The sequence below is a fragment of the Nocardia sp. NPDC058499 genome, assembly GCF_042719915.1.
In the GTDB taxonomy this organism is placed as follows: domain Bacteria; phylum Actinomycetota; class Actinomycetes; order Mycobacteriales; family Mycobacteriaceae; genus Nocardia.
In genome coordinates, this window is record NZ_JBHXMZ010000007.1 from 46,979 (window position 1) to 60,032 (window position 13,054).

At 66.1% G+C, this 13,054-nt stretch carries 16 protein-coding genes; 8 read left to right on the top strand and 8 right to left on the bottom strand.

Features of this window, described 5'->3' with window-relative positions; genetic code table 11:
- Positions 1-47: 47 nt before the first annotated feature.
- From ACFWPH_RS21500 to ACFWPH_RS21510, 3 genes are all read right to left on the bottom strand, one after another.
- Positions 48-857 carry a hypothetical protein gene (locus ACFWPH_RS21500; RefSeq protein ID WP_378753646.1) on the bottom strand — a complete coding sequence of 270 codons (810 nt, stop codon included), beginning with the start codon at positions 855-857 and terminating at the stop codon, positions 48-50.
- Positions 858-940: 83 nt separating this feature from the next.
- Entirely contained in the window at positions 941-1,654 is a 714-nt protein-coding gene (locus ACFWPH_RS21505) for a VIT family protein (RefSeq protein ID WP_378753648.1), read from the bottom strand.
- 231 nt (positions 1,655-1,885) lie between these two features.
- Positions 1,886-2,590 carry a metal-dependent hydrolase gene (locus tag ACFWPH_RS21510; RefSeq protein WP_378753650.1) on the bottom strand — a complete coding sequence of 235 codons (705 nt, stop codon included), beginning with the start codon at positions 2,588-2,590 and terminating at the stop codon, positions 1,886-1,888.
- Positions 2,591-3,237: 647 nt separating this feature from the next.
- On the opposite strand from ACFWPH_RS21510, the gene ACFWPH_RS21515 reads away from it, so the two are divergent.
- The 6 genes from ACFWPH_RS21515 (at position 3,238) to ACFWPH_RS21540 (ending at position 7,325) form a co-directional block, all read left to right on the top strand.
- Positions 3,238-3,738: an Rv3235 family protein gene (locus tag ACFWPH_RS21515; protein ID WP_378753652.1), complete on the top strand. Its 501-nt coding sequence runs from the start codon at positions 3,238-3,240 to the stop codon at positions 3,736-3,738.
- A gap of 28 nt (positions 3,739-3,766) precedes the next feature.
- Entirely contained in the window at positions 3,767-4,519 is a 753-nt protein-coding gene (locus tag ACFWPH_RS21520; RefSeq protein ID WP_378753654.1) for a hypothetical protein, read from the top strand.
- Complete coding sequence (locus ACFWPH_RS21525; protein WP_378753656.1) at positions 4,519-5,349, top strand: SAM-dependent methyltransferase; 831 nt, start codon at positions 4,519-4,521, stop codon at positions 5,347-5,349. Before ACFWPH_RS21520 ends, ACFWPH_RS21525 begins: the two co-directional genes overlap by 1 nt.
- A complete protein-coding gene (locus tag ACFWPH_RS21530; RefSeq protein WP_378753658.1) occupies positions 5,346-6,146 on the top strand; it encodes an SDR family oxidoreductase in 801 nt (266 codons plus the stop codon). The genes ACFWPH_RS21525 and ACFWPH_RS21530 overlap by 4 nt, the downstream gene beginning before the upstream one ends.
- Before the next feature lie 224 nt (positions 6,147-6,370).
- Positions 6,371-6,685, top strand: coding sequence for a hypothetical protein (locus tag ACFWPH_RS21535; protein ID WP_378753660.1), 315 nt, complete (start codon positions 6,371-6,373; stop codon positions 6,683-6,685).
- A gap of 91 nt (positions 6,686-6,776) precedes the next feature.
- Positions 6,777-7,325, top strand: coding sequence for an NADAR family protein (locus tag ACFWPH_RS21540; protein WP_378753662.1), 549 nt, complete (start codon positions 6,777-6,779; stop codon positions 7,323-7,325).
- Positions 7,326-7,359: 34 nt separating this feature from the next.
- Here the strand turns inward: ACFWPH_RS21540 and ACFWPH_RS21545 are convergent, their stop codons facing one another.
- The gene (locus ACFWPH_RS21545; protein ID WP_378753664.1) at positions 7,360-7,773 is read right to left on the bottom strand and encodes a VOC family protein; all 414 of its coding nucleotides are present in this window, start codon (positions 7,771-7,773) and stop codon (positions 7,360-7,362) included.
- Between the two features lie 95 nt (positions 7,774-7,868).
- Here ACFWPH_RS21545 and ACFWPH_RS21550 point away from each other — a divergent pair, with 95 nt between their 5' ends.
- Together ACFWPH_RS21550 and ACFWPH_RS21555 are read left to right on the top strand one after the other, a co-directional pair.
- Complete coding sequence (locus ACFWPH_RS21550; RefSeq protein WP_378753666.1) at positions 7,869-8,486, top strand: TetR/AcrR family transcriptional regulator; 618 nt, start codon at positions 7,869-7,871, stop codon at positions 8,484-8,486.
- A gap of 109 nt (positions 8,487-8,595) precedes the next feature.
- Positions 8,596-9,798: a cytochrome P450 gene (locus ACFWPH_RS21555; protein ID WP_378753668.1), complete on the top strand. Its 1,203-nt coding sequence runs from the start codon at positions 8,596-8,598 to the stop codon at positions 9,796-9,798.
- A gap of 86 nt (positions 9,799-9,884) precedes the next feature.
- Here ACFWPH_RS21555 and ACFWPH_RS21560 read toward each other — a convergent pair whose 3' ends face one another.
- The 4 genes from ACFWPH_RS21560 to ACFWPH_RS21575 form a co-directional block, all read right to left on the bottom strand.
- Positions 9,885-10,394: a GNAT family N-acetyltransferase gene (locus ACFWPH_RS21560; protein ID WP_378753670.1), complete on the bottom strand. Its 510-nt coding sequence runs from the start codon at positions 10,392-10,394 to the stop codon at positions 9,885-9,887.
- A 75-nt stretch (positions 10,395-10,469) separates the two neighbouring features.
- The gene (locus ACFWPH_RS21565; RefSeq protein WP_378753672.1) at positions 10,470-11,399 is read right to left on the bottom strand and encodes an ESX secretion-associated protein EspG; all 930 of its coding nucleotides are present in this window, start codon (positions 11,397-11,399) and stop codon (positions 10,470-10,472) included.
- Positions 11,396-12,649 (bottom strand): hypothetical protein, encoded by a 1,254-nt coding sequence (locus tag ACFWPH_RS21570; protein WP_378753674.1) that lies wholly within the window; start codon positions 12,647-12,649, stop codon positions 11,396-11,398. Before ACFWPH_RS21570 ends, ACFWPH_RS21565 begins: the two co-directional genes overlap by 4 nt.
- A 2-nt stretch (positions 12,650-12,651) precedes the next feature.
- Positions 12,652-13,029, bottom strand: a complete 378-nt coding sequence (locus ACFWPH_RS21575; protein WP_378753676.1) for a hypothetical protein — start codon at positions 13,027-13,029, stop codon at positions 12,652-12,654.
- Between the last annotated feature and the right edge of the window lie 25 nt (positions 13,030-13,054).

Consider the following 13,054-nt stretch of genomic DNA (forward strand, 5'->3'; position numbering starts at 1 on the left):
CTGGCGGCTTGATATCGCGCTGCCTGTCGGGCCGCTGCGCCGGCGGTTCACCGGTTCTCCCGGGGTTCCGGTTCGGGCCGGTCGAGGATGGCCTGCGTCCGGCTGTCCAGATCGCCGAGAGTGGACAGCAGTTCGAGGGCACCGAGTTCCGGGGGTGGTTCGTCGGCCATCTGCCGTAACTCGGCCAGCACGGTGTCGATATCGTCCTCCGGCACCGGCCGGCCACGCGGCGCGACGGGAGTATCGACAGGTTGCCAGGCAATGGCCTGCTGCCACCACGGATCGCGGATGGCCCACGCCCAGATCGTCTTGCGCACCAGCGGCGCGTTATCGGTGTAGAGACGGAAGAACGCATCGAGATCGCGGTGCTCGAGTTCGAAGATCTCATCGGGCAGGCGGCGGGCCCGGATATGGCACATCGGGGCGCGGGTCACTTGAAGGGCGGGATCGCGCGGGTCCGGAGGTGTTTCCAGGATCTCGTCGAGAATGCTCTCGGTGAGATAGGGGAGGGTGATATTGCCGGTGGTGACCTGGATCCGGGTGGCGCCGCGCGGGTTGTAGAGGCGCCGCGTCGCGACGTCCAGAACGGCCAGGTCGCGGTCGGCGGTGAGTGCCAGCAGGGCGCGCAGGCAATCGAACCGGTCGCGGACGGTGGCTTCCAGCAGGGCGCCGCGGGCGTCGGGGCGGCGGTGGACCCGCAAACCGGTCCCGGAACGGTGGATCAGGGTGCACACCACACCCACCGCCCGCTCCGGTGGACTGGGCTCGGGTGCTTCTACCAGGGACAGATACCGCGCGTAAGCCTGCTCGGCCGAATCGAGCGCGGCCGCCGGCAGTACGGCGAATAAAGAACTCACCCGCCAAGTACAGCAAAATAAGCGAATTATCGCTGGTTCACTTCAAATAAATTCCGCACCGGGGCAACGGATCTCGCAGGCGATCAAATACCGGCCACATCCGCCAGCTGTCCGATACCGTAGGTGACCGCCATGGCCAGTGCCCCGCCGAGCACCACCCGGGCCACCGCCCGCACCCGGTTACTGCCGCCCAGCCAGGCGCTGATCGAACCCGTCAACGCCAGCGCGAGCAGCACCGCGACCATGGTGACCGGGATCCGCGCCGCGGTAGGCGGCAGCAGGATCGCCAGCAGCGGCAGCAGCGCACCCAGGGTGAAAGCCACCGCCGACGAGAACGCCGCATGCCACGGATTGGTCAGCTCGTCGGGATTCAGGCCGAGCTCGGCCTCCGCGTGGGCGGCGAACGCGTCGTAGGCCGTCAGTTCCTCGGCGACCTGCCGGGCGGTCTCGGCGGACAGGCCTTTCGCGTGATAGATCGCGGTGAGCTCGGCCAGTTCGTCCTCGGGATCCTCCTTCAGTTCCCGGCGCTCCTGTGCGAGCAGCGCCGTTTCCGCGTCCCGCTGGGTGCTCACCGACACGTACTCACCGACAGCCATGGAAATAGCGCCCGCGCTGATCCCCGCGATCCCGGCGGTGAGAATTGTGCTGGTACTGGATGCGGCCGCCGCGACACCCACTACCAAACCCGCGGTCGATACGATTCCGTCGTTGGCGCCCAGCACCCCGGCTCGCAGCCAATTGAGCTTGGCCGCGAACCCCGTCTGCGGGAGATACCGCTCCTCCGCTGCCTCGGTCATGCCTGAAGGCTATGACAAAAGTGTCAGCTGAGGACATCCTTCCCGGCGGGCGGAGCGCCCTCGAGTTCGGCTTGCACCGGCTCAACTCTTCGGCGGTGAAACCGCCGTACTCCGCCTCGTACCGACGGATATCCGCGGCCAGGAGCGCCCGGCGAATCGCCCGGTCCAGGGTGGCGGTGCTGTGTCCATGCACGAGGGCAATCCTGATCGGGCTGTGTGCGCTGCTCCGGGCTACTGCGGAACTGCGTAGAGGTAGAACAGGGCGATCGTGACCAGGCCCATCGCCGGGGTGAGGACCCAGGTCTCCACTTTGTTCCCGGTGCGGGAGATGATCGGGACGGCCAGGCGCGGCTTCAGCGGCCACAGCAGGGGGCAGCCGCGGTCGGTGAGGCAATCCCCGACGATATGGATGAGGGCGCCGAGGCCGATGGCGAACGGGAGCCAATACGGGGAGTCGGGGAGCCAGCGGTCCATCAAAACTGTGCCGCCGCCGGCCAGCAGCACGCACAGGCACCAGGCGCGGAAGGAGTCACCTCGCGGCGTCAGATGCAGGGCCCGGATACCGAAGGCGAGCATGACGAAGATGACGCCGAGGGTGAAGTATCTGCCCAGATAGTGGACGCCCGCCCAGGTCGCCCAGCCTGCCAGCAGGACGAACAGCAATCCGTGCGTGCCCTTGCGATGCCCACCGGAAACAGTCGCGACGCCCTTCGCCACCGCATTACTCAACGGGCCCAGCGAATCCCCGATTGTGCCGCCCGGATGATCGATATCGGGCAACAGCGCCGCACCCGCTGTGATCAGCGCCCCCAGAATCAATTCGAGCGCGCTGACATCGACAGGGCCGCGCACGAATTCCATCACCGGGACGGGTACGACGGTAGCGGCGGTGGCGAATGCCAATGCGCCGCTGGTGGCATGGGAATGGCCGAGCAAAACATCTCCCGGTATCAAGGTGCGATCGGACGTAGCGATCAAAGCTAGCAATCGATGCCGACACCTCCGACCGGCGGACGACTCGCCGGAAGCGTTCGATCACGAGACACGCCGCACCGACGGTGGTTTCGATAAGAAGCCCTCGGGAAATCTGTACGTCGGCATCCATCGATGCAATGCTGACGCGACCGGAGCGCCGGTGGAGCGATCCGTTCTCGCCAGGGGGGTGTCGAATGCGTGATGGCCGGCCGATTCTGTATCGGGTGCCCGATTTCGAACCGTCGACGGAACCATCTGAGGGGTTACCGCCTGCGCGGCCCTGTGGGATCGAGCCGCCTGCCGTGCCTCCGCCGTCGATATCACTGTCGCCCGCAGTGCCGTCGGGCGGAGCGCAGTCGCCGGGACCGTCGTCGGCTGGAACGTTGTCGCCCGGAGCGCCGTCGGGCGGAGCGCAGTCGCCCGGAGCGCCGTCGGCTGGAACGCTCTCGCTCGGAGCGTCGTCCGCTGGAAGGCTCTCGCCCGGAGCGCCCTCGGCCGAAGCCCGATCGGGGAGAATGCTCTCGCCCGGGACCCAGCCGCCGGCACCGGGGACGCCGTCGGTGCAGGCCGGGATACGGAGGAGCAAGAGGGGCCGTGGGACGAAACCGGTGCCGAGCGAATCCCCCGGTGCAGTCTCTGCTGCACCGGCATCTACTTGCGCACCCGCGGAAACACCCGCTGGTTGCCGTCCCCGGATAGACCGCAAATCCCTGCGCGCCAACCGCAGCGCACCGGCGGGGATCCGCCGTGCACACCGCGCCGCGCATACCGCCGACGACCGCACCGAACCGAGCGAGGCCAGGGAATTCGCCGGCAGGGCCATACGCATCCTGCTGGAGGTCCTGGACCGCCGCCGCCCGGTAGCGCAGCTGAACTCCCTGTGCGCTTCGGCGCTGGTCCACACGGTCGGTGTCGTGGTAGCGGGCGACCACGCCCCCAGCCGGACACTGGGCGCCGCAGTGCTCACCAAGTTCCGCTTGTTCCCGGCCGGCGACCACGCATTCGAACTGATAGCCATGTACCAGCGCGGCCCCCGCCGGCTCGCCCTCGCCGGCCGCGTCGAACACACGGCAACCGGCTGGAAACTGACCGCCCTACGCCTGACCTGATCCGTCCTCCGGGCGTTACCCTGCTCGGGTGGACCTGACCTGGCAGGGGGCCCAGAGCCGAGAATCGTTCTACGAGAGCGTGGTCGCTCATCGAGATCACCTAGCGGACGCCGCGCGAAACGGCGACTGGGACCGCGTTTTCGCGATGATCACCGAGCCCGAGTATGCGAATTCGACGAGGCTCGGCGGCCCGTCCGGGTTCGCGCCGTTGCACCAGGCGGCCTGGTTCGGTGCACCCGCAGAGGTTGCCGACCGCCTGGTTGCGCTCGGTGCCTGGCGCACCCTGCGTACCTCTGCGGGCGATACACCCGCCGATATTGCTGCCGCTGCCGGTGACGAGCACCTTCGTCGATCGCTCACGCCTCGGTTGTTCCGCGCCGTCGCGCCGCCCGAACTGGCCCAGCTCGAGGCGCAATTACACGCGCTCATCCTCGGCCGGGTGTATGAGCTGTGTCGCAAGGTCCGGTACCGGCCGCCGCAATTGGGTCCACTACTGGAATACAGCAATCAGCGGATGTGGGCTCCGATACCCGGAATGTATGGGGGGTTCGCCATCGAGTTCGCTGCAGAGGGCGAACTGGTGGTGGAAAGCTGGAGCCGGGTTTCCGGAGGGTCCGGGCAGCGTCACCGAGTCCGGCGCAATGGTTTCGAACTGGTCGAGGAGAGCCGCGATGATCGCCGAGGTGTCAGCGATGAAGAAGCTCATAGTGGTTGGGGGGACAAGGAACGTCCGGCTGCATACCATGAGGGCACGGGAGGCTCCGTCGACGGGAGAGCGTGATGAACGACAGTGCGGGCGTTGTGGATCCGAATACACCGAGCATCGCGCGGGTGTATGACTATCTGCTCGGGGGGAAGGACAATTATCCGGTCGATCAGAAGATCGGTGACCATTTCAAGGTGGACCTGCCCGGTTCGGTGGCGATCGCTTTCGGGAACCGGCAGGCGCTGGTGCGGGGTGTGCGTGATATGGCTCGCAGTGGGGTGAAACAGTTCATCGACCTGGGCAGTGGTCTGCCGACCGCGGACAATGTGCACCAGGTTGCGGCGCGATATATCGACGGCGCGAAGGTCGTCTATATCGACAACGATCCCATCGTGCTGGCACACGGTCGATCGCTGCTGGCCACCGATGACAGCACCACCGTGGTCCAGGCCGATGTGCGCGAGCCGGAGCGGATCCGCAACAGCGAAGAGGTGCGCCGGCTCATCGATTTCGACCAGCCGGTGGCGATGGTTTTCAGTGCGATCCTGCACCACCTCAACGACGACGAAGACCCGCACGGTGTCGTTTCTTATTGGTGCGATCAGATTCCGTCCGGGAGTCAGGTGTTCATTTCGCATTTCCGGTCCGGCGGTAATGCCGAGACCGAGGCGGCGGAACAGAAACTGCAGTCGACGTTCGGGCGTGGACGGTGGCGCACCGATGATGAAATCCGGCAATTGTTCGGTGCGCTGGAAGTGCTCGAACCCGGAATCGTGCCCGCGGTACTGTGGCGGCCGGACACCGCGGACGAATCGGATTCGCCGATGCGCAGTATCGGTACGGCGGAACGGGAACCGACCGTCTGGGATCAGCTCATATCGGCCGGATTGGCTCGCAAACCGTGAGCGCGGAGACAATGTATCCAGGTACCGCCGGACGTACATACGTGGTCACGGGTTCGGCTTCCGGTATCGGTGCCGCGACCGCTGCCATGCTTCGTGAACGCGGTGCGCACGTGATCGGCTGCGATATCGACGACGCGGATATCCGGACCGACCTGTCGACACCGGCCGGCCGGCGGTCGCTGGTGGATGAGGTCACTGCGCGCGGTCCGATCGACGCGGTGCTCGCCATCGCCGGAGGCGGTCGCACAGGTCTGCTCGAAACCAACTTCTTCGGCGCCGTCGCGACTCTGGAAGGGCTTCGGCCTCTGCTCGCGCAGAGTCCTGCGCCGCGAGCCGTGGCCGTATCGTCCACCTCGGCACTGTCCCCGATGGACGAGCGCGCGGTGCAGAAGTGCATCGACGGTGACGAGGCCGCCGCGGTCGCCTATCTCGAAGCCGATCCCTCCCTTGCCGGGCCGGCAGGTGGCTACGGTGTCGCCAAACGCGCATTGAACAGATGGGTGCGCACGGCCGCTCCGTCGCCGGAATGGGCTGGAGCGGGGATCGCGCTCAATATTGTCGCGCCGGGTGTCGTGGACACTCCGGCGGCCGCGTGGATTTTCGCCGACGAGGCCACTCGGGAGACGGTGGAAGCGGCCGCGCCGCAACGTTTCGGCGGGTTTCCGGGGCGCCCGGAGTGGGTGAGTGAGCTGATCTGCTGGCTGGCCGGTGCGGAGAATCGTTTCGTCACCGGCCAGATTGTTTTTGCCGACGGAGGCGGCGAGGCCGCGGCGGTCGGGGACCTGCACTGGCGCTGATCGCTCGGATTGAGACCGGTGATTCAGGTCTGTTCGGCGCGGGACAGAAGTACTACAATTCGTAGTATCAACTGGACGGTAGCCGCACGAGCGGCTCGACACCGGAGGTCGTCATGACCGAAACGTCCGTTCGAACACCCGCTACCACGACCGGATTACGCTGGGCTACCGGTCTGTTCGCCATTGCTCTGCTGGTCCACGGTGCGGATCATTTCCGCCGCGGTATGGGTTCCATCTCGACGACAGTGATTACCCTGGGCTCACTGCAGACCGCGCTCGCCCTGGTCACCATCGCCTTGGTGCTCGCGGGACATCGCTGGGCGCCCCCGGCCGCAATCGCTATTGGTTTCACCAGCGCTATCGGTTTCACCCTCGTGCATCTGTTTCCCGACTGGTTCGGCCCGTTCAGCGATAGCTTCATCGATCCGCCCGCCGACGCGGGGGTCACCGGATTTTCCTGGTTCGCGGCAATTTTCGAGGTGATTGCCGACCTGCTGATCGGTTTCGCGGGCCTGCGTGCGTATCGCCGTAGCCGGTGATATCGGCCGTCTGCGGGAATGAACTGCGAATGGTCCGGCGGACCCCGGAAACGTGGTGCTTTTCCGGAGTGTTCGGGGCAGACTCGGACGAATGCAGGCGCGTAGTGTGGGCGAATTGATCGGCGCTTCCGACCGTGAGCGGGTCAAGTACCTGCCCTTCTGGGGCCACCAGCCGCGTCCCGACGGGAGGGTCGGCGCGAGTTGCCTGAGCCAATGGTGGCCGGTGCGGTTCACGGTCGACGGCATGGAATTCGCTACAGCCGAGCATTACATGATGTGGCGGAAGGCGTTGCTCTTCGACGATTACGGTACTGCGGGAAAGATAGTGGCCGCGCCGCATCCGGGTGCGGCCAAGAAACTGGGTCGCAGTATTCAGGGGTTCGCCGAGGATACGTGGGTGGAACACCGGTACGGCATCGTGGTGAGCGGCAATTCGGCGAAATTCGGGCAGCACCCCGAGCTGAAGCGTTTCCTGCTGGATACCGGGGATCGGGTCCTGGTGGAGGCCAGCCCGGTGGACCGGATCTGGGGAGTCGGGCTGACCGCCGACGATCCCCGGATCGAAAGCCCGGCCGAGTGGAAGGGGCTGAATCTGCTCGGGTTCGCGCTGATGGAAGCCCGGGCGGTATTGCGCGGCTGACGGCCGCCGTTCGCACTCGGGCCCCGGGTGCACATCAGCCCTGGGCACGCGGTGGGGCGGGGCGATGGGCTCGTAGGTCCACGGGGCGGCCGTCGGGGTCGTGCGCCGTCATGGTCCACTGAGTGGGGAGGGTTTCGATCGGGCCCACCTGCACTCCGGCGGAGAGCAGTACTTCGCGTACGGTGCACAGCTGGTCATAGGTCGGCACCCGCAGACCCCAGCCGGCGCGGCCGAGAAGGCCCGGCCGAGCGGGGGGTGGATCATTCGTTTCCACCAGCATGAGGTGGTCGGCGCCGCCGACATCGAGTATCGCGATTCGAGGGTCGTCGGTTGTGGCGGGGCGTTCGAAGGCGAGTCGGGCGCCGAGTGGACCGGTGTAGAACGCGGTGAGGCGGTCGAGATCTGTTGTCGCCAGGGTCAGGTGGTTGATTCCGAGAAGTTCGGGCATGGTGTGCCGAGCTTAATTCGGGGATTGTTGCGGAGTCCATAGCATGGGCTGCCTGCTTTGTCCCGATCCGGAATGTGTTTACGCTGCTTGTCCTGGTGTCGGTGATCGGAGGACAGATGGGCGGCGGAAACGAGGCGGGCGGCCGGAGGCGGGATTCCGCGGCTACCCGGGCCGCGATTCTGGGGGCGGCGCAGGAATTGTTCGCCGAGCGAGGATACGAGCGGGCGACCGTGCGGGATATCGCGACCCGTGCGGGGGTGAATCAAGCGTTGCTGTTCCGGTATTTCGGGAACAAGGACGAACTGTTCCGGGCGACGATGACCGATCGGGGCCGGTCGATGCTCGAATCCGGGCCGGTGGAGACATTGCTGTCCAGATTGCTGGAGAAATCGCTGGAGCCGAGTGAAGCGGCCGCGCACGGGACCTGGTTGCAGGCGGCGTTGCGGTCGAGTGGGCACGAGGCGAGTGCGTCGGTGATTCGCCGGGAGTTGGGGGAGGAGTACATCCGGGCGTTGTCGTCGCTGACCGAGGGGGAGGGTGCGGAGTTACGTGCCGACCTGCTGCTGGCCTGGTTGCTCGGCATCGGGATGGTGCGTTCGGTGCTGCGCCGGGAGCCGCTGGCCGGTGCCGATCCTGCGGAGATTGCGGAATATGTGCTGCGTGCGGCGGGTGTGCTGCTGGAGCGCAACGATCCGGGATTCCCGCCGGAGTGAGGGGATCGCGTCGTTGACGCGTGATCCCACACACCCTTAACCTAGCTAAGTAAGCAGCCGCTTACATCGCTGGGTGTCCGGTCTCCGGGCGCCGCGGAAGGGAGATCGCATGACCGTGAACACCGAGGTGCGCCACTACCCCTTCGGTGCACCGACACGTCTCGATATGGACCCGCTCTACGCGAAACTGCGCCGCGAGGAGCCGGTCAGCCGGGTCGAGTTGCCCTACGGCGGCCAGGGCTGGCTGGTCACCCGCTACGACGACGTGCGCACGGTGCTCGGTGATCCGCGATTCAGCCGCGCGGCGACCGTCGGCCGCGAAGACGTGCCGCGCGCCACCCCCGCTCCCGCACAGGCCGATTCGCTACTGAGCCTGGATCCGCCCGAACACAGCCGGCTGCGCAAACTGGTCGCCAAGGCGTTCACCGGTCGCCGGGTCGCGGAACTGCGCCCGCGCACCCGGCAGATCGTCGACGAGAAACTCGGCGAAATGGAACGCGCCGGTTCCCCCGCCGACCTGGTGCAGGCGCTGGCCCTGCCGCTGCCGGTCACCGTGATCTGCGAAATGCTCGGCGTACCGGCCCGGGAACAGCACCGTTTCCGGGACTTCTCCGACGCCATCCTGTCCACCACCGCCTACACCCGCGAACAGATCGAAGCCGCCCGCGGCTCGCTCGAGGGCTACCTCGCCGAACAGGTCGCCCAGCGCCGCGAACACCCCACCGACGATCTACTCGGCGCCCTGGTCGCGGCCCGCGACGACGAGGACCGGCTGAGCGAAAAGGAACTGGTCAACCTGGGAGTCGGGATCCTCATCGCCGGCCACGAGACCACCGCCAACCAGATCGCCAACTTCACCTATGTCCTGCTCACCCAGCCCGAATACTGGCACCAGCTGCGCGTCGACCCCGAGCTGATCCCGGGCGCGATCGAGGAACTGCTGCGGCACACCCAGCTCGGCGCCGGCGGCGGGCAGCCGCGGGTGGCGACCGAAGATGTGGTGCTCAGCGGGGTCACGGTGCGGGCAGGGGAGGCGGTGTTCGTGCACACCCAGTCAGCCAACCGGGACGAAGCCGTATTCGAGGACCCCGAAACTCTCGATCTCACCCGGCAGCGCAACCCGCATATCGCCTTCGGGTACGGGGCGCATCACTGCCTCGGCGCGCAGCTGGCGCGGATCGAACTCCAGGTCGCGATGGAGGCACTGCTGGAACGGTTCCCGGGGTTGCGCCTCGCAGTGCCGGTGGATGAGGTCCCGTGGAAATCGGGACTGCTGGTGCGTGGCCCGGAAAAGCTACTCGTTGCTTGGTGAGCGAGTGGTTGCCGGCGTCGGGTACCACCGTGCCCGGCGCCGGACGAAACAGGAACAAGCACCCGGTCCGGTCTCCTTGCGCGGGATCACGCCGGAGCGAAGGTGAGCTTCCGGTGGAAGCACACACGGTCTTGTCCGGGTCCGTCATAGTTGCGGTGAACCGGTAGACCCTCGATCTCCAGATCACCGTTCTCCAGCTCGAAGCCCATGGCGCGGTGGAATGCGATGGACCCGGTGTTCGTGGGCGCGGTGATCGCACGCACTTCCCGGCGACCGGCCTCGGCGGCGCGCCGGAAGAATTCTTCGTACAGCGTGCGCGCGACGCCCTGCCCGCGTAACCGCGGGTCGACTCCGACGAAATGGATATATGCCTCGTCCTGGTTGTCGGCTGCGTAGAAGCCGACGAGGAACGCCGTGATCCCGGTGTCGTCCTCCCGCACAAGGCTGGTGCGGGAGAAGAACTGCAGGAACAGTTTGGGCAGTAGCAGGGAGAGTTCGCGGGCTTGTTCAGGCGTGCGCGAGTCGCCCCACCACCGCTGCACACATTCGACGATCATGTGATGGTCCGACAGCTGCGCCCGGCGCATATTCGGCATTCCCTGCTCCCTTCGACTGGATGATCCCACGGTCCCGCACCCTGCCGGTCCGTGGCTGCAGTGAGGGGCGGAAGATCAGGCGAGCCAGCCGCGCTGATTGCGTTGCTGGAAGTAGGCGTCGTCGGCGTCGATCTCTTCCTGGGAGAGCACGCGCCGTGCGGGGGTTTGTGCAGGAAGCTCGCGCCGGGGTTGTGGAGTTTCGCGAGAGACGAACTGCTGTGGGGAAGCTACTCGCTGGGGTGCCGCTTGCCGGACGGTGCCGATGGCGTGCTGGAGGCGCCGGGTGATTTCGTCCGGTGCGCCGGGGGCGAGGGTGAATTCTTCGCTGCTGTGTTTGATCAGCAGGTAGCGCCCGTCCTGCGGGAGCAGATCCATCCAGTGAAAACCGTGTGGGTTGCCGGTGGGGCGGGAATCCACGGCGGGACCGGCGAAGATACCGATTTCCCCCACACCCGACCGCGGCCGGCGCAGGATCTGGTTGATCTGTTCGATCCGCGATATCCGCCCCGGGTGCCGGGAGTACTCGATCTGTCCGATATCGGACCGGGTGCCGCGGACGGTCGCGAAACGACCCGGTGCGCATCGTGGCAGGCACGCAACGACCCTGGCCGCCAATTCGTGTGGCTCGCAGGTTTGTACGTGGATATGGCCGCCGTACTCCTTTGTCGCACCAGGTGCCTGGACGGCGAGCGTCGCGGAACGCCCGGTGATACCGGCATGTATCCGCACTATCCGTTCGAAACCCCGGTCGTAGGCTCCGTGCACTTCGACCCGTACCTGCGGTTCCAGCAGGGTCCGTAACGCTCGGTGCAGGTTCTCGTCCGATACTGCGGCGAGCTGCTGCGAGGCCGCGAGCCGGACACGCTCGTAATCCTCGGCGGTGGGTGGTGTTTCGGTGGAACCGAGCGGTAGCACCCGGATCGGGTACGGCAATCGGTCGCGATCGAAGCGTCGCACCGCCTGGATGAACATCTCCCCGTCCAAGCGCCACTGTAGGTCGCTCACCCGCCGATCACCCCGCCCGGCGGTAGTGCGGGCGGCTGGGTGCCGAGCAGTTCACTACCGCGGTCGTAGATCAGGTAGTCGGGGATTTCGTGTTCGTCGTCGTCCTCGCGGTTACCGCGCGCAGCACCCGGCGACATCATGCCGGGCATACCGGTACGACCGGCACGGTTGCCGGTACTGGTGGGCGCGGTCCCGGCAGGCGCGCCGGCCGGCTTGTTCGGGTTGCCACCGGGCACGGTCTGGCCGGGGAGGTGGGGTGCGGTGGTCTGCGGAGTACCCGACGGCATTCCGGACGGCGTCCCTGCCGGGAGCCCGGGAGTGCCTGGAGCCGTGGGTGATCCGGTTGTCAGGGAGGGAGTTGTCGGAGTCGTCGGGGTTGTCGACTGGGGCGTCGTCGATTGTGGTGTGGTGCTCTGCGGTTCGGTCGACTGTGGCTCCGTGGACTGCGGATCCTCACCGGTCGGCTGCTGCTGCCCGGGCTCCCCGGTGTTCGTGCCGGGGTCGGTGCCGTTGTTGTTCCCGTTGGTGGTGTTGTTGCCCTGCGGGAAGTCGGTGCCCGGCGGCTTGCTGCCGTCGTCCACAGGCTTCACCGGCTCGGGCAGCACAGGTGTCTTGCGGTCGACTTCCCCCGCACCCGGCTCGTAGTAGGTGGTCATTACGCGCCGAGCCGTGTCCTGGGCCTCGTCGGCGCGGTACTGAGGGGTTTTGAAGAAGTCGTCGGGCAGTATGTTGACAACTTTGTCACGTGCGGTCACGTTGTCCGGTTCACCTACCGAGGCTTTGGCCTGGCCGAGGTAGGTCTCTACCAGGTCGAGGCCGTGCGCGACCAAGCGGAAACTCGCGACCAGCGGGATGAGCGAGTTGCTGAATTCCCGGACGCCGTTGACGGCGGCGGTGGCGGACTGGCCGTTCCATCCGGTATCCAAATCTTCGTTGACTGCTTTGAGGAAGTCCTGATTGGCGGTTTCGGTGAGATCGGCGAGGCCTCGCCACGCCAACGCCTTATCGTTGATCAGTCCCGCGTTGACACCTTGGAGCAGATCCCAGATCTGCTGATGGGTCATGGCCTCGAAACCGTCTTTCTCGAGGATCGCGGGCGGCGCGTACTGTCCACCGAAATCGGCTACCAGCCCGAGCCATTCCCCGTTGACGGCGACCCGGTTGTCACCCCATTCCTTGTCCTGGTCCTCGATGAGCTGACTATCGGTCTGCTCGTTCTGCTCGGCTTCGTCACCGCCGAAAAAGCTCATGATCAGACCCCCGTATTACCCAGCGCGCTGGACGTGGACTGATCGGTTTCTTCGATCTGCTTGCAGGACAGTTCGAAGGTCTGCTTCATCAGGTTCACGATGTCGATCGCGGTCTTCAAGCGGTTTGCCGCCGAATCGGGATCCTCAACCGCCTTCTTGGCGAACTTGTCCCGCAGATACTGGGCGGACCGTACACCGCCGAAACCTTCGACAACCTTCAAGTCATCGGTCTGTCTGAGCGCGTTTTCCAGACTGGTCGCGAAGGCATCGCAATGCGCTGCCAGTTTGGCGGCGATATCGGACTCCATCCGCAGTTCGCCGCTTTCGGCCTGGGTTTTCAGGTTCTGCCACTGTTGCAGCATCGCGACCTGTTCGGTCATGTCTTCCCCCCGTGAAACAGTATCC

Bases quoted from the DNA above. Each gene is read 5' to 3' on its own strand.
- ACFWPH_RS21505 (WP_378753648.1), bottom strand. From the start codon at position 1,654: ATGACCGAGGCAGCGGAGGAGCGGTATCTCCCGCAGACGGGGTTCGCG.
- ACFWPH_RS21525 (WP_378753656.1), top strand. From the start codon at position 4,519: ATGAACGACAGTGCGGGCGTTGTGGATCCGAATACACCGAGCATCGCG.
- ACFWPH_RS21535 (WP_378753660.1), top strand. From the start codon at position 6,371: ATGGGTTCCATCTCGACGACAGTGATTACCCTGGGCTCACTGCAGACC.
- ACFWPH_RS21540 (WP_378753662.1), top strand. From the start codon at position 6,777: ATGCAGGCGCGTAGTGTGGGCGAATTGATCGGCGCTTCCGACCGTGAG.
- ACFWPH_RS21545 (WP_378753664.1), bottom strand. From the start codon at position 7,773: ATGCCCGAACTTCTCGGAATCAACCACCTGACCCTGGCGACAACAGAT.
- ACFWPH_RS21555 (WP_378753668.1), top strand. From the start codon at position 8,596: ATGACCGTGAACACCGAGGTGCGCCACTACCCCTTCGGTGCACCGACA.
- ACFWPH_RS21560 (WP_378753670.1), bottom strand. From the start codon at position 10,394: ATGCCGAATATGCGCCGGGCGCAGCTGTCGGACCATCACATGATCGTC.
- ACFWPH_RS21570 (WP_378753674.1), bottom strand. From the start codon at position 12,649: ATGAGCTTTTTCGGCGGTGACGAAGCCGAGCAGAACGAGCAGACCGAT.
- ACFWPH_RS21575 (WP_378753676.1), bottom strand. From the start codon at position 13,029: ATGACCGAACAGGTCGCGATGCTGCAACAGTGGCAGAACCTGAAAACC.